Raw genomic sequence first — 19,739 nt, 5'->3', positions numbered from 1 at the left:
CCCGGCTTCGCCCCCGGTTCAGCTCACAAAGGAACGGCCGTCGTCGCCTTGACCCGGTCCAGCACAAAACTCGTTTTGCAGTCCTGCACGCTGGGATGTTTGAGCAGGGTGTCCATGATGAAACGGCTGTAATGCGCCATGTCCTGCACCAGCACGCGCAGCAGGTAGTCCATCTCACCAGTCAGCGCTGCGCACTCGGCTACTTCAGGCCAGGTCTGCACGCTGGCCCGGAACAGGTCCATGGGGTTGCGCTTGTGGCTTTCGGTGTGCTTTTCCAGCCGTACGTTGATGTAAGCCGTGAGCCCCAGCCCCACAGCCTCGGGCTTGACGAGCGCCACATAGCGGTCGATGACGCCGCTTTCTTCAAGCCGCTTCACGCGCCGCAGAACCGCACTGGGTGAAAGCCCCACCTGCTCGGCGAGCAGATCGAAGGTAGCGCGACCATCGGCCTGCAGGCTGCGCAAAATGTGCCGATCAAGCTTGTCAAGTGCTTCCATGCGGATTATTTTGCAGTTTTACTGCGCCAATAGCAATACAAACGCCCCATTTCGCAGTAAAACTGACCGCCAGCGCCGCTAAAGTTACTTTATACGCACACCTATCTGGAGACACGCATGAATGCACGCGACGACACCGCCCTGAACTTTGAACAGGGCGCGGCCTGGGACAACCCCATGGGCACCGACGGTTTTGAGTTCATTGAATATGCGGCACCCGACCCTGTCGCCATGGGTGCGTTGTTCGAGCGCATGGGCTTCACGCCGATTGCCAAACACCGCCACAAGAATGTCACGCTGTACCGCCAGGGCGGCATCAACTTCATCCTCAATGCTGAGCCCGACTCGTTTGCCCAGCGCTTTGCGCGCCAGCACGGCCCCAGCGTCTGCGCCATCGCTTTTCGCGTGCAGGACGCCAAGGCCGCCTATGAACGCGCAATCTCACTGGGCGCCTGGGGGTATGCCCACACATCGGCGCCTGGTGAGCTGAACATTCCGGCCATCAAGGGTATTGGCGATTCGATCATCTACTTCATCGACAAATGGCGCGGCAAGAACGGCGCGCAACCCGGCGACATCGGCAACATCGGCTTTTACGACGTGGACTTTGAAGCCTTGCCCGGCGTGCAGGGTGACGCGCTGAACCCCGCCGGCCACGGCCTGACGTATATCGACCACCTGACGCACAACGTGCACCGCGGCCGCATGGACGAATGGGCCGGCTTTTACGAACGGCTCTTCAATTTCCGCGAAATCCGCTACTTCGACATCGAAGGCCAGGTCACCGGCGTGAAGAGCAAGGCCATGACCAGCCCCTGCGGCAAGATCCGCATCCCGATCAACGAAGAGGGCAACGAAAAAGCCGGCCAGATTCAGGAGTACCTGGACCGCTACCAGGGCGAAGGCATCCAGCACATCGCCATGGGCAGCAACGACCTGTTCACTACGGTGGATGCATTGCGCAGCAGCGGCGTGAAGCTGCTGGACACGATCGACACCTATTACGAGCTGGTCGACAAACGCATCCCCGGACACGGCGAGAGCGTGGCCGATTTGAAGAAGCGCAAGATCCTGGTGGATGGAAAAAAGGGCGCGTTGCTGCTGCAGATCTTCAGTGAAAACCAGCTCGGCCCGATCTTCTTCGAGTTCATCCAGCGCAAGGGCGACGACGGTTTCGGCGAAGGCAATTTCAAGGCGCTGTTTGAAAGCATCGAGCTGGACCAGATGCGCCGCGGGGTTTTGTCGGGCGCCAAGGCAAGCGCACAATAAAGTTTTTCCATCCCCCAACCTCACGGAGATTGCCATGTCACTTTGCCCGCAACTGCCCCATCGCCTGGCCGCATTGGGTGTCGCCACCGCTGCATTTTTTGCGGTGACGGGGGCATATGCCCAGACGGCGGTCAGCGTCGCTCCGGCCTCCAGCCTGGACAGCGTGCAAAAAGCCGGCGTGCTGCGCATCTGCACGCCGGGCGACTACAAGCCCTTCAGCTTCCAGAAGCCCGACGGCACGTTTGAAGGTATCGACGTGGACCTGATGGCCTCCCTCACGGCCAGCCTGGGTGTGAAGCCTGAGTGGGTCAAGACCAGCTGGTCCAACCTGATGCCCGACATGGCGGGCGGCAAATGTGACATGGCTGTTGGCGGCATCTCGGTAACCACCGAGCGGCAAAAGCGCGCCTTCTTCAGCACGCCCTACATGGTCAACGGCAAGACGCCAATTGCGCGCTGCGCCGATGTGGCCAAATACCAGACCGTGGCCGACATCGACAAGCCCGCCACGCGCGTCATCTTCAATCCGGGCGGCAGCAACGAGCGTTTTGCCCGCGCCAACTTCAAGCAGGCGCAGATGCGGCTCAACCCCGAGAACCTGACGATCTTTGACGAAATCCTGGCCAACCGCGCCGATGTCTTCGTCACCGAATCGGCCGAGGCGATCACCCAGCAGAGGCTGAAGCCGGGCCTGTGCGCGATCAACCCCGACAAACCGCTGCAGTACGGCGAAATGGCTTACCTGTTGCCGCGCGGGGACGTGACGTTCAAAGCTTACGTGGACCAGTGGCTGCACCTGGCCAAAGCCAGCGGTGACTACCAGCGCGTGGAGAGCCAATGGCTGAAGTAGAGAGCAACACGCCACCGCCGGCAGTCTACGGCCAGTCTGACCGCCCGCCGCGGGGTGACTACGCACGTGGCGGCCAGGTCAATGCGGACTACACCTGCCCCCAAAACTACGCGGCCTATACCGCGCAAGACCACGACACCTACCGGCGCCTCTACACGCGGCAGACGGCGCTTCTGGCGGGCCGGGCCTGCAGCGCATTTATCAAAGCCCTGCCCAGCCTGGGCGCAAGTGATGCCATCCCGCGGTTTGAAGACGTGAACGAGCGGCTCTTCAAAGCCACTGGCTGGCAGCTGGTGGGTGTGCCGGGGCTGATTCCCGAGGTGCCCTTTTTCACGTTGCTGGCGAATCGCAAGTTTCCGGTGACGGACTGGATACGCACGCCGGCCGAATTCGACTACATCGTCGAGCCCGACATCTTTCACGATTTGTTCGGCCACGTGCCGCTGCTGTTCGACCCGAGCTACGCCGATCACATCCAGGCCTATGGCAAGGGCGCGCTGAAAGCGCATGCGTTGGAGCACGGCGCCCAGCCGATTCCCGGCGCGGTCGAAATGCTGTCGCGCCTGTATTGGTACACCATCGAATTTGGCCTGATGCGCGACAAACAAGGCAACGATGAAGTCCGCGCCTACGGCGCCGGCATTCTCAGCAGCCCCGGCGAACTGGCCTGGAGCGTGGAGTCTGCAGAGCCCAGGCGCATCGCGCTGCGGGACAATGCCGACCTGCTGCGCTGCATGTCGTCGACCTACAAGATCGACAGCTTCCAGCAGCAGTATTTTGTGATCGACAGTTTTGAAGCGCTGCTGCGGCTGACGGAGCCGGACTTCACGCCGTTTTACAAGACGCTGGCGCAACAGGCTGCACAGCAAAAGACTCTCAGCCTTGCTTGAGCCGGCCCGGCACTATCTGCACTCTCTGAGTAAGCCGCCTGACACAGCCCCTGATCACCTGATCAAAAGTGGTCACCGGTGGTTTCTATGATGTGCGGCTAACCAAAAGATTAGACTTGACCGGCATGAGCACGCAGCCGGCTACAACGGCAGCTTGCATCCTGTCGTGTCGCTGCGAGGCGTTTTCGCACGCGAAGGACCAACAATGCCGCGCCGCCTTGCGGCATCCGACCTACCAGCCCCTATTCTCACAACGCGAGGTTTTTGTGAACTATTGATTGATGTTCACTCCTCTGAATGACCGACAATTCAACACTGATACAACACTGCGAGGCAACAGAGGAGCCCGTAGCACATCAGGTGTTTATTACGCGCACTTCCTCCTACAAAATGAGGAGGTAAAAAATTGTTACACCGCTTACGATGCACTCCCTAATGGAATTACCGGCACACATGAACCGAAGCACGAAGGTGCTGCTGGTCATGGATGTGGTGGAGTCCGTCAGGATCATGGAGCAGGATCAAGATGGTTTTGTGCGGCGGTGGCAAGAACTGGTACAGCAGATTGAGCAGCAAATTCTGCCGCTGCATGGCGGGCGCATCGTCAAAAGCCTGGGGGACGGTTTAATGCTGGAATTTGCCGGCGCCCAAGGGTCTGTCAAAGCAGCCTTCGCTATTCAGCACTTCTGCCAACGGGCCAATGCTGCCTTCCGCCCAGAGCAACAGATGCATCTGCGCATGGGCGGCCATTTGGCGAGCTTTGTGACCGACCAGCATGACATTTACGGCACAGACGTGAATTTGACAGCGCGCGTCTGTACTTTGGCGGGGCCCGGTGAGATAGTCGTGACGTCCGATCTACGTGATCAAGTCTCGTCCGTGCTGGACGCAGATGTTGAAGACTTGGGGGAATGCCACCTCAAACACGTCAAAGAGCCGATCAGGGCGTACCGGATCGGGCCGCCAGGCAATGCACCGGTAATACCGTCCGGCACCGCAGTCCAGCTGAACTTGCGGCCGACTATCGCGGTGATCCCTTTCGCGATGCGCAGCAGCGAGCCGGGACATGAACTCCTTGGCGAGGCCTTGGCCGACGAAGTGATTGCCGCTTTGTCCCGCACCTCCGAACTTCATGTGATCTCGCGTCTTTCGACCACTGTGTTTAGGGAACGTCCGGAGGCAATGGAAGACATACGGACCCACTTGGGCGCTACGTATATCTTGTCTGGCACATGCCGCAGCGCCGGAACACAGTTGGCGTTGTTCGTTGAGTTGATCGAAGCAAAGACAGGTCACATCCTCTGGGCGGACAGTCTGAAGGGTCAAGTACACGGCTTATTTGCGGCAGACGATGAACTGATCGCACGATTGGTTTCTGCCATTAGCTCGTCAGTCATGGCGCAACAACTTGAGAAAGCACGAAGGCAATCTTTACCCAATCTTGAAGGATATACGCTGTTACTCGGTGCTGTCGCACTCATGCATAGAAACTCCCCCTCAGATTTCGAGCGAGCCCGGCAGATGCTGGAGCATCTGATTGACCGTAGCCGTCGGCATCCAATGCCGCACGCATGGTTAGCCAAGTGGCATGTACTTCGCGTGCAACAGGGGTGGTCCACAGACTCTGCGAAAGAGGCTCAACTCGCGTTGAATTGCACCAAGCAGGCCATGGATAGTGAGCCGGACTGTGCTTTCGCCCTCACCGTAGAAGGATTCATATACACGAACCTTCTACGACAGCTAGACGCAGGCTCTCAACGCTACGAACAGGCGCTTAGCATCAATCCTAATGATTCGCTAGCGTGGCTGCTCAAGGGGACAATGCACGCGTTTAAAGGAGAAGGAGATATGGCCGTTGTGGGGACCGAAAGAGCCCTAAAGCTTTCACCGCTTGATCCACTTCGGTATTTTTACTTCTCCTTGGCGGCCACCGCCGCCAATTCAGCGGGTCAATACGCCAAGGCTCTAGAACTAATCACTCTATCGCTTCGAGCCAACCGCACGCATACGTCCAGCCTGCGAACCTTGGCAGTTGCCCAGGTGAACTTAGGGCAGCTTGACCAAGCAGAAAAGACCGTTGCCGAGCTGCTGAGATTAGAACCCGCTTTAACAGTGCGCAGCTATTTAGCACGCAGCCCAAGCAGTCAGTATGAGATAGGGAAAACTTGGTCCGCAGCCCTTCAAAAAGCTGGCCTGCCATATTAACAACACTACTTCAGGGGGTTTTTTATGAGTATTTTTAGTTTGCTTGGCGGTACCGGCGGCACAGGTGGTACGGGCGGCACTGGCGGCACTGGCGGCACAGGTGGCACAGGTGGTACTGGCGGGACCGGAGGTACGGGTGGCACGGGCCCCAGCCCCCTGCTTTCGGACGCTCTCATCAGGAGTCGGGCAGCGCTGGTCGGCCCATTCAAGGGTGCCGTATTCCCGATTGACCTTCCGGTGCCGCTGGACAAACCAGAGCGCCTCGTCCAGTGGGATGTGATGCCCAGATTGCAAGTTTGCGGCTTGGAACTGGTGTCGGGTTTGCACTTTCAGGTCAATCAGTCTGCAAAAGAAATCGCAGTCGAATTTGTAGACCTGACGCAAAAGCCGCTATCCAACATGAAGCTTGCCACCTTCGTCAGGCCCGACGTGGCAGTCTTCCGGCAACAACTTCAATTGGTTGAAAATTACGCCCAACTGCGGGAGGACAGAGGGGTGGAAATTCTGGCGCAAATGTCCAGCTTAACTCCCTTCTGGGGCTCAGTCGTAGGACTAACCGATCACCGGCACAAATGGACGATGGAGCTCGTGACGCTAATGCTTGCCTTGGCAATTGACGTAGAAATGCGCCTCAAGCACGCTTTCGCTTGTCCACGCCCTGTGGAGCTTTCGCCACAAATACAACCCATGATTCCTACGCCTGGGCACGCAAGTTGGCCAAGCGGGCATGCGACTGAAGCCTTCATAATTATCACGGTGTTGCTCACACTACTGCCGTCAGGCCACAAATACAAAGAACAATTGGAACGGCTCGCGGCCCGTATTGCAGTCAACCGCACAGTAGCCGGCGTTCACTATCCCGTAGACAGCGCCGCTGGCCGTTTGCTCGGAACCGCTCTCGCAGAATTTTTTATCGCACGTTGCCAAGGCGCCAAAAGTTCAGCTGTATGGGGCTTCGATGGACGGAAATTCCAAGGAAAAAAGGGCGAGCCCGTCGACTTTGACATGCGCGTCTCCATGACAGACAACCTCAGTGGCTACTATCGATACAAGACCACCAGGCAAGCGATACAAAAATCACCAATACTTGCTTTTATGTGGGCTAAAGCGGCAGCCGAATGGCTGCCTCTCAAATAGGTCGGCCATGAACTGGAGCAAATTGCCCAAGGGCGAATTTACCGGTATTGACTGGGCGTTGCCCAATGCCACCAATGGTTTTGACCCTTACCTGGTCTGGGCCGAAACCGACAGTTTTGCCGGCTATGGCGACACACAGCCCAAGTGGTTGCCCATCGCTATTGAGCTGACGCGGGGTACCACGGTGTCCCAGCTTATTGCCGCGGCCTCCCCCAAGTGGCTCCATGTGCCACCTGTGTATGCCGGCACGGTCGCGCCGGCTGGCCTGAGGTTTTGCACCGCGCGGGTCAGGCCTGCGTTTTTCAAGGCAATTCAGCCGGGTGGCAGCCTTCACCCGCTGGTACTACGGCTTGAGCTGGGGCTGCCTGCAGCTGAATACGCTGACGATCCGGTGGGGAGCTCGCACACCAATCCACCTCCACATTCGCGCGGCGAAGCGTACCAAGCTGAAGCCAGTGCTGAGCGCCTGCTTTCGGGCAAGGTGTTCGGACTGATTGACGATAGCCTGGCATTGGCCCATGCGAATTTTCTCCATCAGGGCAAGGCCCGTACCCGCTACTTCTGGCGGCAAGACGCACGAGGCAAGGGCCGCACACCCACCGGGTTGGGCTATGGACACGAGCTAACCGCCGCAGACATCAATGCAGCCATGCAGGCCAATGTCTATAACGGCTTGGTGGATGAAAGCGCCGTTTATGTCGCACTGGGGCTTTCTACCCTGGGCCAGAAACAGCCCAAGACCGAGCGCTTTTTTCACGCGCTGGACACGTCGATCAGTCACGGCTCACATGTCATGGATCTGGCAGTGGGGCCGCGCAAGCTGCTGGCCCAGGTGGCCAACTTGCCGCCTGCGTATGACGCGCCGCCTAGCTGGGCGCTGGCCAACGACGATGCCAGCCGCGCGCCGCTGGTTGCAGTGCAACTCGACTACGACACCGTGCAAGACACCTCGGGCGGCTCGATGAATGTGCATGTGCTGGACGGGTTTATGTACATCCTCTCTCGCTGCACCCCCACGGCCAAGGTGACGGTGAACGTGAGTTTTGGCACGCTGGCCGGGCCGCATGACGGAACGTCGCTGCTTGAGGCAGCCATGGACCAGCTGATCACCCTCCTTCATGGCCGCCTGCAGATTGTTGTGGCTGCTGGCAATGGCTACCAACTGCGCATGCATGCCAATACAACGCTGGCGAAAAACAAGTCCGCCACGCTGCATTGGTGCGCACTGCCCGACGATACAACGCAAAGCTTTGTGGAGCTCTGGATTGAAGAGAACCGCGAAGGCCTGGAGATTGAAATTACGCCGCCAGGGCAAGCGGCCTTGCCAGCATTGAAGTTTGGCCAGTCCCGAATGTGGGCCAACAGCGACAAGCAGCCCCTTTGCGCGCTGATTTATCCAAAGACGGTGGCCACTGGCCGGCGTGGCACCTGCGCCCTGCTGGCGGTGTCACCCACCTTCAGCTTCGAGAAGAAAGACGTCACAGCTCCCAGCGGAGTATGGCAAATCAAGCTGACGAACACCGCCACAAAATCGGTCACGGTGGATGCCTACGTGGAGCGAGACGATGTGGTCATCGGCACCCATACCGGAGCGCGCCAATCGCACTTTGAGGACGAGTGGTACGACACCAGCGGCAACCCCGGCTCCTTTGTCGATCACCCCAACAATCCAAGCCTGATCCGGCGCAGCGGCAGCTTCAACAGCATTGCCACGGGCAGTAAAACTGTGTCGGTCGGCGGCACCCGTATCACGGGGTCGAAATGGGCGCACTATTCCCCGCAAAAACCAGACCCCGATGCAGCGCGGCCGCAGCGACCCGGCGTCGTCAAAATCCCGGATGCAGCCGCCTCCAGCGACGAAAACCCGGCCACGCTGGGTGTCAGTGCCGCAGGGACGCGTAGCAGTGCCGTGGTGCGCTTGCAGGGTACGAGCGATGCGTCGCCGCAAGAGGCTCGCCGGATTTTTAACGAACGCTAGGCTCTCGGTAAGGACTCACCAACGGCTCGGCAGCTTTTTGAGCAGCGTGATGCGTTTGGTGCCCATTTCGATGTACCCGCCTTTTTCCAGGTCCTTTAAGAGGCGGCTGACCATTTCGCGGGAGGCGCCGACGCGGCTGGCAATCTCCTGATGGGTGATTGATTCAAGAGTGACAGCCTCATTGGCAGGGTCGCGCTCCACCGCATCGCCATGTCCTTCAAGCACGGCAATCAGCCGTCCGTACACATCGAGCAGCGCCATGTTGCGCGCCGCTTCTGTAGCAGCACGCGCCCTGCGAATCACCTGAACCACGAGATTGATTGCGAATCCTGGCTCATCACCCAAGTGTTCGCTCACATCGGTACGACTGAGCACCGCACAGGTGCAAGGCTCAAGGGTAATAACTGAAGCCGAACGGGGTCCGCCGTCCAGCGACATTTCCCCAAAATAGTCGCCCGAATGAATCCTGCCGTAGGTGATTTCCCGGCCGCTTTCGTCCATGGCGAACACCTTGACACTGCCCTTGAGCAGAACAAACAGGTTGTCGCCGATTTCCCCTTCGTTGATGACAACGGCTTTTTTGGGATAAGTTCGCACCACGCCTCGCAGGGCGAGCGTGCGCAATTCGGGAATCAAATGGGCATACAGCCCCTCATCGGAAGGTGGTGGTGAACTCATGATCACCCGTAATCTAGCACGTCGCCGGGACGTACGGGGCATCTATCAGTGGATTTGTCCGAGCGGCAGGGGGGCAATAGGCGGCAAAATCGCCACGCGATTGACCAGTTCACGAACGCCGCTGGAGGCGGTCTTGGCGCAAAGGCTGCGCACATGGCTGCGCACGGTGGAAACCGCAACTTTCATCTGGAGAGCGATTTCCGGCGTGCTCAAGCAGCGGCACAGGAAAACCAGCACCTGCTCCTCCGTATGCGTGAGACCGTGACTGCGGGCAAAGGAGCCAAAAACACCCGACTCGCTCACGCCCACTCGAGACAAAAAGAGGGCAATGCGCTCACAGGGGCTGCCTGCCTGACGATGCAATGGCACCACGGCAAGGGTAAAGTCCACGCCGTTGGCCACCAACCTGATCAGGCTGCGTTTTCCGGCAACTGCTTTGCCCATGGCAATCTGGAAGGCCTTGGCATCTGCCTGCATGAGGACCTTCAGCTCTCCCCTGTCCACCCCCAACACAACAGAGCGCTCAAGTTCGCGCCGCGCGATTTGATTCGCGTGCAAAATCCGCCCCTGGGCGCTGACAACGAACACCCCGTGCGCCAGCTCATCGACCAGCAGGGCCAGCAGCGCAGGCGTGGAATCAGACTCGGGTTCCAGCAGAGGCGGCAGAGGTCGGACAGCCTCTAACAGGCTGGTATTGGGCATTGCATAGAGTGTCAAGGGCTTGCTCCATCCTACAAATAGATGAGCATAAAAAGCCCGGGTCAATGTAGATAGTGAATATGCCGGGTCTTTTTTGTGAGAAATTCACATCGCCGGTTGCCGACGGGGGAGGCTTAAGGGGCTGACGGCAAGCGTCGATACGCTGGTTCAAGCCGGATCACTGTCCAGCATGGCCAGGGTAGCGTTCATGACGCCCGGCAAAAATGCCATCTGCACATGGGCCGCGCCGCGAACCAGGCGATTGTCGGCGCCAGGCAAGGTGGCCGTGGAGGTCGGAAACACGATGTTGTCGCAGTTGGAGTACCAGCAGGTAAACAGTGTATGCCGGTGTGCAGGCATCTCATGGTCCAGTTGGGTCTGCCAGTCGGACAGGAGGCGCATCTGGCGCCCATTGTGGCCATGCCCAAACCGGGCCAGCCAGGTTCCGCGGTGCGGTGTGCCGATGGTGACGACATGATGTACCCGGGCTTCGGCCTTCATGCGCTTGAGCCAGGCTCTGGCAGCCAACCCGCCCATGCTGTGGCATACCAGCAAGGGGGCAAGGCCTGTGGCTTGGGTGACCCGCACCACTGCGTCGTCAATTTGGGGGGCGTAGCCGTCTATGGAGCCGAACAGGGGCTCGAGATTGACAGCGACAAAGGCGCGTCCGCTGCCTCGAACCCGCTTGAGCCAGGGTGTCCACAGGCCACGATTGCAGAAGAACCCGTGCACAAACACCACGCCGCGGCGACCTTGGGCTGTCTCGGCCGGCAGGACCCTGTCCGGGACAGCATTGGAGCGAAAGGGCTGGCGCCAGCAGAACACGCGAGGAGCCGTCAATGTCTCACCCAGCCATGCGCGCAGAAGTTCTGTCCAGGTGGGCTGGGGCGCCGGATCTGCCTTGTTGATGTACCGAAGGAGTAAAAACTCAAGGGCGAGGAAACCGGTGTACCCCAGTGCAATCAGCAGGAAGCCGGTGACGGCCAGCATGGGAGAGCTGCTGCGGAACCAGAACAGCCAGCCGAAAGCCGCGGCGACCAGGGTCAGGGTGATGAATCTTTGCAGTTGAGCCAGCATGAATGAATCGGCGCGAGATCAAACCCGCAGTATCTCAGGCCAGTGTGACATCCTTGCCCGACATTTTTTTGGCGAGGCCTTGCGCCAGGCGATTCACGGCGCCGTAGATGGAAAGTTGCGGATTGGCGCCAATGCTGGTGGGGAAAAGCGACCCGTCGTGAATCGAAAGATTTTCGAGTTGCCAATGCACGCCGTCGGGCCGGGTAACGCCCTGTCGTTCAGCGCCCGCAAGGCTGCAGCCGCCCATGACATGGGCGCTCACCACCCGCGTGAGCATCGGCTTCATGGGCAAGGCATTGACCGCATCACGCGCCTCGGCCCAAGAGGTATAGGGCCTGGCCATTTCGTGCAGCGGCAAAACCTGTTTGGCACCCGCTGCAAACTGGATTTCCATCATTGACAGCAGAGCCCTGCGCCCACCCTCCATGACGTAGTCCGTCAGCGGATAGTCCAGCACGGCGGAGTTGTCACTGCGCAGCTTCACCTGGCCGCCAGGCGACTCATCATGAAAACCATCGCGAAGCAAGGCCAGCAGCGTGTGGTTGTAGGGAAAAGACTTGAGCAGGTCGTGCTGACTCTGACCGAAGCCCGGGACTGTCGACGCAAAAATGATCGGGTGCAGAGGTGGGGCTTCCAGCTTGTAGCCAATCGGTCCGTCAATCGCCTGGGTTTCCAGGAAATGGTCAGAGTAGATAGTTTGCGGCGCACCGCTCCAGGCCTCCACCTTCTGGGCAAACACACTGGAGGACATCACGACCGGGTGCAGGAATGTCCGGGCGCCCAGCACGCCGTGCGGGTCGGGGGCCTGGGAGCGCAGCAGGACGGCCGGCGAGTTGATGGCACCACCGGCCAGCACATAGTGTTTTGCTCTTATTTTGATAGCTGGTTGCGCATGTCCTGATTGGGCCAGCGCCCCATTTGGCTCTACACCCCGGCATATCAGCGCGGTGACCCTGCCATTGGCCAGTTCAAGGCTTTCTGCGCGGGTTTCAGTGAGCAGTTGCGCCCCGCGGTCGAGCGCGGCGGGAATGGTGGTGACCAACATGGACTGCTTGGCATTGGTGGGGCAACCCAATCCGCACGAGCCCAGGTTCCAGCAACCCTTGACGTTGCGGGAGATCGCCGAAGCGGGAATGCCCAGTTTGGCGGCGCCTCTTCGCAACAGGTCGTTGTTCTCGTTCGGCGGCACCAGCCAGGGCGTGATGTTCAGCCGCTGCTCGGCCTGCGCGAAATACGGTGCAAGCGCTTCCACGGTGTAGCCCCCCAGCCCAAACCTGTCCTGCCAGAATTGAAGCGTGGAAGCGGGTGTTCGGAAAGAGCTGGTCCAGTTCACCGTGGTGGAGCCACCCACGCAGCGCCCCTGCAGGATGTTGATGGCTTTGTCTTCTGTTTTGCGGGCGGCGCTTTCCTGGTAAAGCGAAGGATAGGCCTCTGACTCTTTCTGGTTGAAATCCGAGCTGCTTCTAAGCGGGCCTTCTTCAACGAGCACCACCTGCAAGCCGGCCTTGGCCAACAGCTCGGCCGTGACTCCGGCGCCTGCGCCGCTGCCGATAATGGCGACGTCACAGGTGATTTTTTCAGGTACCGGGCCGAGCGCGCCACCCATGACTTTCCAGCCGCGCGCAATACCTTCGCGGATCGGGTCTTTCAGTTGACTCATGCTGCTTTCGATGGCTTCAGATTTTGACGGGACCGGGATAGCCCAACATTGGCCAGCTGGACGGCTCGGAAAAATACGCGCCGGCCGTGATGTCGTGCAGGGCGGCGTACGCCTGCTGGCGCAGCGCGAAGCTTGACAGGCGCATATCCTGAAGCGCCTGCTGGATATCTGCAACAGAGGCTTCGGGCCAAGGCCGGCTCAAGCGGGCCAGCGCATGCCGGCCGCCAGCACTGGCCAGCAACGCCAGCAGCTGGGACAACTCCGCCTGCGCATGAGGCGGAAGGGATTGAACCAGGATGTCGATCCGGCTGAGCAAGCCCTGCAGCGCAATTTCGCGTGGGCCGGCGTCTGCAGGCAGCGTCGTATCCAGAACGGCGCGGCCCACGGCGGAAAAAATCTCACGCCCCGAGTGAGTCAAGACTCCCCCGGTCAGGCCAGGCTGCAGCAAAGCAGCAGCGCCGCCGGCGACAACCAGCACGGCCGCCGACGCGGCACCGAGCTTGAGAAGCGTTCTTCTTTGCATCCGGGAAGTTTCTCATGCGCATTTAGGTTTCTATAGGGGGCCGTACCTAGATAAACTCCGGGTTTGTATGGACGCATCCGCACAACAAATTCATCACGCACTGCAAACCGTTGCGCAGCTTCGGCAGCAGCACGCGGCAGACCCACCGCTGGCCAGGGCGAGCGCGGAGGTCAAACGGTTTCAGGCGCGCCGTTTTCAGGCCACTTACTCGGACCTGCTGCACAGCCCGCGGTATAAAACTGCCGCCACCTTCTTCCTGCAGGAGCTGTACAGCGACAAAGACTACGCCGAACGCGACCAGCAGTTTGCGCGTATCGCAAGCACCATCGCCAAACTTTTCCCGCAACCTGTTGTCAGCACGGCTGCCGCGCTGGCGGAAGTGCACGCGCTGACGGAGAAACTCGACGACCTCATGGCGCGGGAATGGCTGGCGGACACCGCAGCCATCCCGGAAAGCGGCGACTGTGGGAGATACATCCGGTGCTGGCGCCGGGTCGGGGATGTAGCCGCACGCACCCGGCAGCTTGAAGTTGTCCTGCACCTTGGGGACGAACTCAACCGCCTGACGCGGACGTTCGGCCTTCGCACGCTGCTCAAGATGATGAGAGGGCCAGCTGCCGCGGCGGGGTTGAACTCCCTGCAGCACTTTCTGGAAACCGGCTTTGACGCCTTTGCCAACATGCGCGGAGCCGACGAGTTCCTGCGCTTGATCAAGGACCGCGAAACGGCCTGGATTCATACCCTGTTCGCGGACGATGCTGTCACCTGCGAGACCAGATTGGGCCATTTGCTGGCTGCCGGACCGTAATGCCACGCCGGCATTAGGACAAGCCCCATAAGGATTCCACTGCGCGGCTTTCACAATGGGCCGCAAGGAGTGTGTATGAACAAGCATTGGCTCAAAAGTTATCCCGCAGGCGTCTCACACGAGATCGACACCGAGCAGTTCCGCTCGTTGAATCATCTGCTGGAGGACTCGTTCAAGAAAAACGCGGCCAAACCTTTTTCGGTTTGCATGGATCGCTGGATGACGTACGGACAGCTCGATGAGCTGTCGTCGGCTTTAGGTGCCTGGCTGCAAAGCTTGGGTCTTGAGAGCGGGGCGCGGGTTGCGATCATGCTGCCAAATGTTCCGCAGTTTGCAGTCACCATGTCGGCCATCCTGCGGGCAGGCTATACCTGCGTCAACGTCAATCCGCTGTACACCGCCCGTGAACTGGAACACCAGTTACGCGACTCCGGGGCCACTACCATCGTCATTCTGGAGAACTTCGCTGCCACACTGGCGGAAGTGATTGAGCGCACACCAGTGAAGAACGTCGTCATGGCGTCCATGGGTGATTTGCTGGGCTTCTGGTATGGCCAATGGATCAACTTCGCAGTTCGCCACCTGGCCAAGCTGGTGCCCGCCTACAAATTGCCGCTTGCAAACGGGCGCACCGTGACAGCCTTCAATCGCGCAATTGCCGAAGGTAGCCGCCTGCCTCTCAGGCCTGCGCAGACCACACTGGATTCAATCGCCTTTTTGCAATACACCGGCGGCACAACCGGATTGTCAAAAGGCGCCGTACTCACGCATCGCAATATCGTTGCGGCCATTCTTCAGGCTGAAGAATGGTTCACGCCGGCTCTAGAGCGGATAGGCGATGTCAGCAAGACAAACAATATCGCTGCTTTGCCGCTGTATCACATCTTCGCGCTGACGCTATGCCTGCTCTCGATTCGTTGGGGAGCTCATCTGACACTCATTCCGAATCCGCGTGACTTCGGTAAATTCATCGCGGTGCTCAAGAAGCGTCCGTTTCACATGTTGCCGGCCGTCAACACGCTTTTTAATGCGTTGCTTCAGCACCCTCAGTTCAAGACGGTAGATTTCTCCGCCCTTTGTGTTTCGCAGGCGGGTGGCATGGCCGCGTCCGAAGGTACGGCGAAACACTGGTTGCAGGTTACAGGTTGCCCCATGATTGAAGGCTGGGGCATGAGCGAGACTTGCGCCATCGGCACCAACAATCCGGTGATGAACAAGGAGTTCACCGGCACCATCGGCCTGCCGTTGCCCAGCATCGAAATCGCCATCAAGGATGACGATGGCCTATCGCTCGCACTTGGCGAATCCGGCGAGATCTGTATCAAGGGTCCGCAAGTCATGACGGGCTATTACCAGCAGCCTGAAGAGAACAAAAAGGCGTTCACCTCCGATGGCTTCATGCGCACCGGTGATATTGGCATCATGGACGAGCGCGGTTACACCAAAATCATCGATCGCAAGAAGGACATGATCATTGTTTCGGGATTCAATGTGTTCCCCAATGAACTTGAGAACGTCATTTCCCTGTGCCCAGGCGTTGTTGAGTGCGCAGCCATTGGCATTGCCGACGAAAAGCAGGGCGAAGCTATCAAGGTTTTTGTGGTGAAAAATGACCCTACACTGACCGAAGACGATGTGAGCGCCTATTGCAAACAGCACCTTACTGGGTACAAACGCCCCAAATACATTGAATTTCGCGATGACTTGCCCAAAACCAACGTTGGAAAAATCCTCAGGCGTGAACTGCGAACGGCGGCCTGAAGCGCTGCAGGGTTTGCTAGCTTCTGATGGCCAAGCCTGATTTACCCGCAGGAATGCAGGTTTTTGAGCGCGGCTGGCTCTCTGCAAACAATATTCTTTTCACCGGCGGTGGAAAAACCTTGCTGGTTGACAGTGGTTATTGCACGCACGCGCCGCAAACGCTGTCGTTGATCGAGTCCGTCCTCGGGTTCCGTCCTCTCGATATTCTCGTCAACACGCACCTGCACAGCGATCACTGCGGCGGCAATGCTGCCTTGCAGGCGCGTTATCCCGATTTGCATACCCTTATTCCTCCTGGCCATGCACAACAAGTAGCCGACTGGGATCCCGTGGCGCTGACTTATTTTCCGACCGGTCAGCTGTGCCCACGGTTCACCTTCACTGATGCGATGAAGCCGGGTGGGTCCATGCGGTTCGGGTCCGAGATGTGGCAGATTCATGCGGCACCTGGGCATGACCCGCACTCGCTGATTTTCTTTGAACCCCAAAGTCGTGTGCTTATTTCTGCCGATGCTTTGTGGGAGAACGGCTTCGGCGTGGTGTTTCCCGAGCTGGAAGGTGCCGATGCATTCACTGAGGTCGCCGCGACTCTGGATTTGATTGAGCAATTGAACCCCAAAATCGTCATTCCCGGGCACGGCCGTGTCTTTGCCTATACCTCCGAGGTGCTAACGCTAGCACGTCAGCGGTTGAATTCATTTGTAAGCAATCCGCCCAGGCATGCGCACCATGCTGCTAAGGTTCTGCTGAAATTCAAATTACTCGAAATTCAACGCCAGGATTTCGATGACTTTGCAAAATGGGCCCTGGCAACGCCTTATTTCATGCAGATCAAAGCCAAATTTTTCGCGGACATCCCTGCCCGCGCGTGGATTGAGCAATTGGGCAACGAACTCGTGACTGCCGGCGTGGCCAACAGAGACGGTACGCATATCGTGAATACCTGAATCACTGCGGCCCTGCGAGTTTTGACATTCATTTTTATCGCTGCTGTGCCGATCGCCTCTTGGCGAGCATCTAGACGCCTGCTTTAAGTACGCGGCACAAATACAAAAACAAAAGCCCGCATGAATTCATGCGGGCTTTTTAAACTCTGTGGCCTGGTCAATAACCAAGCGCACAAAAGAAAACGCCCGGTTGAAAAAAAATCAACCGGGCGTTCCTTGCTGTAAGAGCCTGACGATGTCCTACTTTCACACGGGAATCCGCACTATCATCGGCGCTAAGTCGTTTCACTGTCCTGTTCGGGATGGGAAGGAGTGGTACCAACTTGCTATGGTCATCAGGCATAACTTGTTGACAGATTGTCCAAAGAACAATCCATCGAATTCATAGAGTAAATCAGCTTGTATTTAGATTCGCACAGCTGCTGAGCTATGCTTTTTGAATGCGTCAACTTGGCATAACAACTTCGAATTAATCAAAGTTATAGGGTCAAGCCGCACGAGCAATTAGTATCAGTTAGCTTAACGCATTACTGCGCTTCCACACCTGACCTATCAACGTCCTGGTCTTGAACGACTCTTTAGGGGGCTCAAGGCCCCGGCAGATCTAATCTTGAAACGAGTTTCCCGCTTAGATGCTTTCAGCGGTTATCTCTTCCGAACTTAGCTACTCGGCAATGCCACTGGCGTGACAACCGATACACCAGAGGTTCGTCCACTCCGGTCCTCTCGTACTAGGAGCAGGCTTCCTCAAATCTGCAGCGCCCACGGAAGATAGGGACCAAACTGTCTCACGACGTTTTAAACCCAGCTCACGTACCTCTTTAAATGGCGAACAGCCATACCCTTGGGACCGGCTACAGCCCCAGGATGAGATGAGCCGACATCGAGGTGCCAAACACCGCCGTCGATATGAACTCTTGGGCGGTATCAGCCTGTTATCCCCAGAGTACCTTTTATCCGTTGAGCGATGGCCCTTCCATACAGAACCACCGGATCACTATGTCCTGCTTTCGCATCTGCTCGACTTGTCAGTCTCGCAGTTAAGCACGCTTATGCCATTGCACTATTATCACGATGTCCGACCGTAACTAGCGTACCTTCGAACTCCTCCGTTACACTTTGGGAGGAGACCGCCCCAGTCAAACTGCCTACCATGCACTGTCCCCGATCCAGATAATGGACCTAGGTTAGAACCTCAAACACACCAGGGTGGTATTTCAACGTTGGCTCCATGCGATCTAGCGACCACACTTCAAAGCCTCCCACCTATCCTACACAGATCTGTTCAAAGTCCAATACAAAGCTACAGTAAAGGTTCATGGGGTCTTTCCGTCTTTCCGCGGGGAGATTGCATCATCACAAACATTTCAACTTCGCTGAGTCTCAGGAGGAGACAGTGTGGCCATCATTACGCCATTCGTGCAGGTCGGAACTTACCCGACAAGGAATTTCGCTACCTTAGGACCGTTATAGTTACGGCCGCCGTTTACTGGGACTTCAATCAAGAGCTTGCACCCCATCATTTAATCTTCCAGCACCGGGCAGGCGTCACACCCTATACGTCGACTTTCGTCTTAGCAGAGTGCTGTGTTTTTAATAAACAGTTGCAGCCACCGATTTTTTGCAGCCTCATTGGGCTCCCCAAGTAAATGGTTCACCTACTAAAGGCACACCTTCTTCCGAAGTTACGGTGTCAATTTGCCGAGTTCCTTCTCCTGAGTTCTCTCAAGCGCCTTAGAATACTCATCTCGCGCACCAGTGTCGGTTTGCGGTACGGTCGTGTGTAGCTGAAGCTTAGTGGCTTTTCCTGGAAGCAGGGTATCACTCACTTCGTCTGCAAGCAGACTCGTTATCACCCCTCATCTAAGCCCGGCGGATTTACCTACCAGGCACGACTACAGGCTTGAACCAACATATCCAACAGTTGGCTGAGTTAACCTTCTCCGTCCCCACATCGCACTACACATCGGTACAGGAATATTGACCTGTTTCCCATCAGCTACGCATCTCTGCCTCGCCTTAGGGGCCGACTCACTCTACGCCGATGAACGTTGCGTAGAAAACCTTGCGCTTACGGCGAGGGGGCTTTTCACCCCCTTTAACGCTACTCATGTCAGCATTCGCACTTCTGATACCTCCAGCAGGGTTTACACCACCACCTTCACAGGCTTACAGAACGCTCTCCTACCACTTGCAATAAATTGCAAATCCGCAGCTTCGGTAACTGGCTTAGCCCCGTTACATCTTCCGCGCAGGACGACTCGATCAGTGAGCTATTACGCTTTCTTTAAATGATGGCTGCTTCTAAGCCAACATCCTGACTGTTATAGCCTTCCCACTTCGTTTCCCACTTAGCCAATTTTAGGGACCTTAGCTGGCGGTCTGGGTTGTTTCCCTCTTGAGTCCGGACGTTAGCACCCGGTGCTCTGTCTCCCAAGCTGTACTCATCGGTATTCGGAGTTTGCATTGGTTTGGTAAGTCGCCATGACCCCCTAGCCAAAACAGTGCTCTACCCCCGATGGTAATACTTGAGGCACTACCTAAATAGTTTTCGGAGAGAACCAGCTATTTCCAAGTTTGTTTAGCCTTTCACCCCTATCCACAGCTCATCCGCTAGTTTTGCAACACTAGTCGGTTCGGACCTCCAGTGCGTGTTACCGCACCTTCATCCTGGCCATGGATAGCTCACTTGGTTTCGGGTCTACACCCAGCGACTGATCGCCCTATTCGGACTCGATTTCTCTACGGCTACCCTATTCG

General features: G+C 57.7%; 15 protein-coding genes and 2 rRNA genes (1 of these 17 cut by a window edge). 9 read left to right on the top strand and 8 right to left on the bottom strand.

From position 1 onward, the window contains the following. Positions 1–23: 23 nt before the first annotated feature. Positions 24–497 (bottom strand): Lrp/AsnC family transcriptional regulator, encoded by a 474-nt coding sequence (locus AC1DZE_RS19680; RefSeq protein ID WP_477670115.1) that lies wholly within the window; start codon positions 495–497, stop codon positions 24–26. Between the two features lie 117 nt (positions 498–614). Here AC1DZE_RS19680 and hppD point away from each other — a divergent pair, with 117 nt between their 5' ends. From hppD to AC1DZE_RS19650, 6 genes are all read left to right on the top strand, one after another. Next, on the top strand, positions 615–1,766 hold the full coding sequence (hppD, locus tag AC1DZE_RS19675; RefSeq protein WP_477670116.1) for a 4-hydroxyphenylpyruvate dioxygenase: 1,152 nt from the start codon (positions 615–617) through the stop codon (positions 1,764–1,766). A gap of 34 nt (positions 1,767–1,800) precedes the next feature. Continuing rightward, positions 1,801–2,616, top strand: coding sequence for a transporter substrate-binding domain-containing protein (locus tag AC1DZE_RS19670; protein WP_477670117.1), 816 nt, complete (start codon positions 1,801–1,803; stop codon positions 2,614–2,616). Continuing rightward, on the top strand, positions 2,604–3,506 hold the full coding sequence (gene phhA / locus AC1DZE_RS19665) for a phenylalanine 4-monooxygenase (protein WP_477673638.1): 903 nt from the start codon (positions 2,604–2,606) through the stop codon (positions 3,504–3,506). Before AC1DZE_RS19670 ends, phhA begins: the two co-directional genes overlap by 13 nt. 453 nt (positions 3,507–3,959) lie before the next feature. After that, on the top strand, positions 3,960–5,711 hold the full coding sequence (locus AC1DZE_RS19660) for a tetratricopeptide repeat protein (RefSeq protein WP_477673637.1): 1,752 nt from the start codon (positions 3,960–3,962) through the stop codon (positions 5,709–5,711). A gap of 24 nt (positions 5,712–5,735) precedes the next feature. Then, on the top strand, positions 5,736–6,848 hold the full coding sequence (locus AC1DZE_RS19655) for a phosphatase PAP2 family protein (RefSeq protein ID WP_477700454.1): 1,113 nt from the start codon (positions 5,736–5,738) through the stop codon (positions 6,846–6,848). 7 nt (positions 6,849–6,855) lie between these two features. Then, positions 6,856–8,826, top strand: a complete 1,971-nt coding sequence (locus AC1DZE_RS19650) for a S8/S53 family peptidase (protein ID WP_477670121.1) — start codon at positions 6,856–6,858, stop codon at positions 8,824–8,826. 15 nt (positions 8,827–8,841) lie between these two features. Here AC1DZE_RS19650 and AC1DZE_RS19645 read toward each other — a convergent pair whose 3' ends face one another. The 5 genes from AC1DZE_RS19645 to AC1DZE_RS19625 form a co-directional block, all read right to left on the bottom strand. Next, on the bottom strand, positions 8,842–9,504 hold the full coding sequence (locus AC1DZE_RS19645; RefSeq protein ID WP_477670122.1) for a Crp/Fnr family transcriptional regulator: 663 nt from the start codon (positions 9,502–9,504) through the stop codon (positions 8,842–8,844). A 45-nt stretch (positions 9,505–9,549) separates the two neighbouring features. After that, positions 9,550–10,269 (bottom strand): helix-turn-helix transcriptional regulator, encoded by a 720-nt coding sequence (locus tag AC1DZE_RS19640; protein WP_477670123.1) that lies wholly within the window; start codon positions 10,267–10,269, stop codon positions 9,550–9,552. 102 nt (positions 10,270–10,371) lie between these two features. Further along, the gene (locus AC1DZE_RS19635; protein WP_477670124.1) at positions 10,372–11,280 is read right to left on the bottom strand and encodes an esterase/lipase family protein; all 909 of its coding nucleotides are present in this window, start codon (positions 11,278–11,280) and stop codon (positions 10,372–10,374) included. Between the two features lie 34 nt (positions 11,281–11,314). Continuing rightward, a complete protein-coding gene (locus AC1DZE_RS19630; RefSeq protein ID WP_477700453.1) occupies positions 11,315–12,940 on the bottom strand; it encodes a GMC family oxidoreductase in 1,626 nt (541 codons plus the stop codon). Between the two features lie 16 nt (positions 12,941–12,956). Next, the gene (locus AC1DZE_RS19625; RefSeq protein ID WP_477670126.1) at positions 12,957–13,463 is read right to left on the bottom strand and encodes a hypothetical protein; all 507 of its coding nucleotides are present in this window, start codon (positions 13,461–13,463) and stop codon (positions 12,957–12,959) included. Positions 13,464–13,530: 67 nt separating this feature from the next. Here AC1DZE_RS19625 and AC1DZE_RS19620 point away from each other — a divergent pair, with 67 nt between their 5' ends. From AC1DZE_RS19620 to AC1DZE_RS19610, 3 genes are all read left to right on the top strand, one after another. Then, a complete protein-coding gene (locus AC1DZE_RS19620; RefSeq protein ID WP_477670127.1) occupies positions 13,531–14,271 on the top strand; it encodes a DUF8198 family protein in 741 nt (246 codons plus the stop codon). A 75-nt stretch (positions 14,272–14,346) separates the two neighbouring features. Then, on the top strand, positions 14,347–16,032 hold the full coding sequence (locus AC1DZE_RS19615; protein WP_477670128.1) for an AMP-binding protein: 1,686 nt from the start codon (positions 14,347–14,349) through the stop codon (positions 16,030–16,032). Positions 16,033–16,058: 26 nt separating this feature from the next. Further along, positions 16,059–16,979 carry an MBL fold metallo-hydrolase gene (locus AC1DZE_RS19610; RefSeq protein ID WP_477670129.1) on the top strand — a complete coding sequence of 307 codons (921 nt, stop codon included), beginning with the start codon at positions 16,059–16,061 and terminating at the stop codon, positions 16,977–16,979. Positions 16,980–17,206: 227 nt separating this feature from the next. Here AC1DZE_RS19610 and rrf read toward each other — a convergent pair. Together rrf and AC1DZE_RS19600 are read right to left on the bottom strand one after the other, a co-directional pair. Further along, positions 17,207–17,319, bottom strand: a 5S ribosomal RNA gene (rrf, locus tag AC1DZE_RS19605). A 143-nt stretch (positions 17,320–17,462) separates the two neighbouring features. Then, a 23S ribosomal RNA gene (locus tag AC1DZE_RS19600) occupies positions 17,463–19,739 on the bottom strand; it runs 603 nt beyond the window's last position.

This window comes from Polaromonas sp. P1_F1, from assembly GCF_056405795.1.
The sequence above is the reverse complement of the archived record's forward strand: the minus strand, read 5'-3'. Positions and strand labels throughout refer to the sequence as shown.

Coding starts and splice junctions, on each gene's coding strand:
- AC1DZE_RS19680 (WP_477670115.1), bottom strand. CDS start 497: ATGGAAGCACTTGACAAGCTTGATCGGCACATTTTGCGCAGCCTGCAG.
- hppD (WP_477670116.1), top strand. CDS start 615: ATGAATGCACGCGACGACACCGCCCTGAACTTTGAACAGGGCGCGGCC.
- AC1DZE_RS19670 (WP_477670117.1), top strand. CDS start 1,801: ATGTCACTTTGCCCGCAACTGCCCCATCGCCTGGCCGCATTGGGTGTC.
- phhA (WP_477673638.1), top strand. CDS start 2,604: ATGGCTGAAGTAGAGAGCAACACGCCACCGCCGGCAGTCTACGGCCAG.
- AC1DZE_RS19660 (WP_477673637.1), top strand. CDS start 3,960: ATGAACCGAAGCACGAAGGTGCTGCTGGTCATGGATGTGGTGGAGTCC.
- AC1DZE_RS19655 (WP_477700454.1), top strand. CDS start 5,736: ATGAGTATTTTTAGTTTGCTTGGCGGTACCGGCGGCACAGGTGGTACG.
- AC1DZE_RS19650 (WP_477670121.1), top strand. CDS start 6,856: ATGAACTGGAGCAAATTGCCCAAGGGCGAATTTACCGGTATTGACTGG.
- AC1DZE_RS19645 (WP_477670122.1), bottom strand. CDS start 9,504: ATGAGTTCACCACCACCTTCCGATGAGGGGCTGTATGCCCATTTGATT.
- AC1DZE_RS19635 (WP_477670124.1), bottom strand. CDS start 11,280: ATGCTGGCTCAACTGCAAAGATTCATCACCCTGACCCTGGTCGCCGCG.
- AC1DZE_RS19630 (WP_477700453.1), bottom strand. CDS start 12,940: ATGAGTCAACTGAAAGACCCGATCCGCGAAGGTATTGCGCGCGGCTGG.
- AC1DZE_RS19625 (WP_477670126.1), bottom strand. CDS start 13,463: ATGCAAAGAAGAACGCTTCTCAAGCTCGGTGCCGCGTCGGCGGCCGTG.
- AC1DZE_RS19620 (WP_477670127.1), top strand. CDS start 13,531: ATGGACGCATCCGCACAACAAATTCATCACGCACTGCAAACCGTTGCG.
- AC1DZE_RS19615 (WP_477670128.1), top strand. CDS start 14,347: ATGAACAAGCATTGGCTCAAAAGTTATCCCGCAGGCGTCTCACACGAG.
- AC1DZE_RS19610 (WP_477670129.1), top strand. CDS start 16,059: ATGGCCAAGCCTGATTTACCCGCAGGAATGCAGGTTTTTGAGCGCGGC.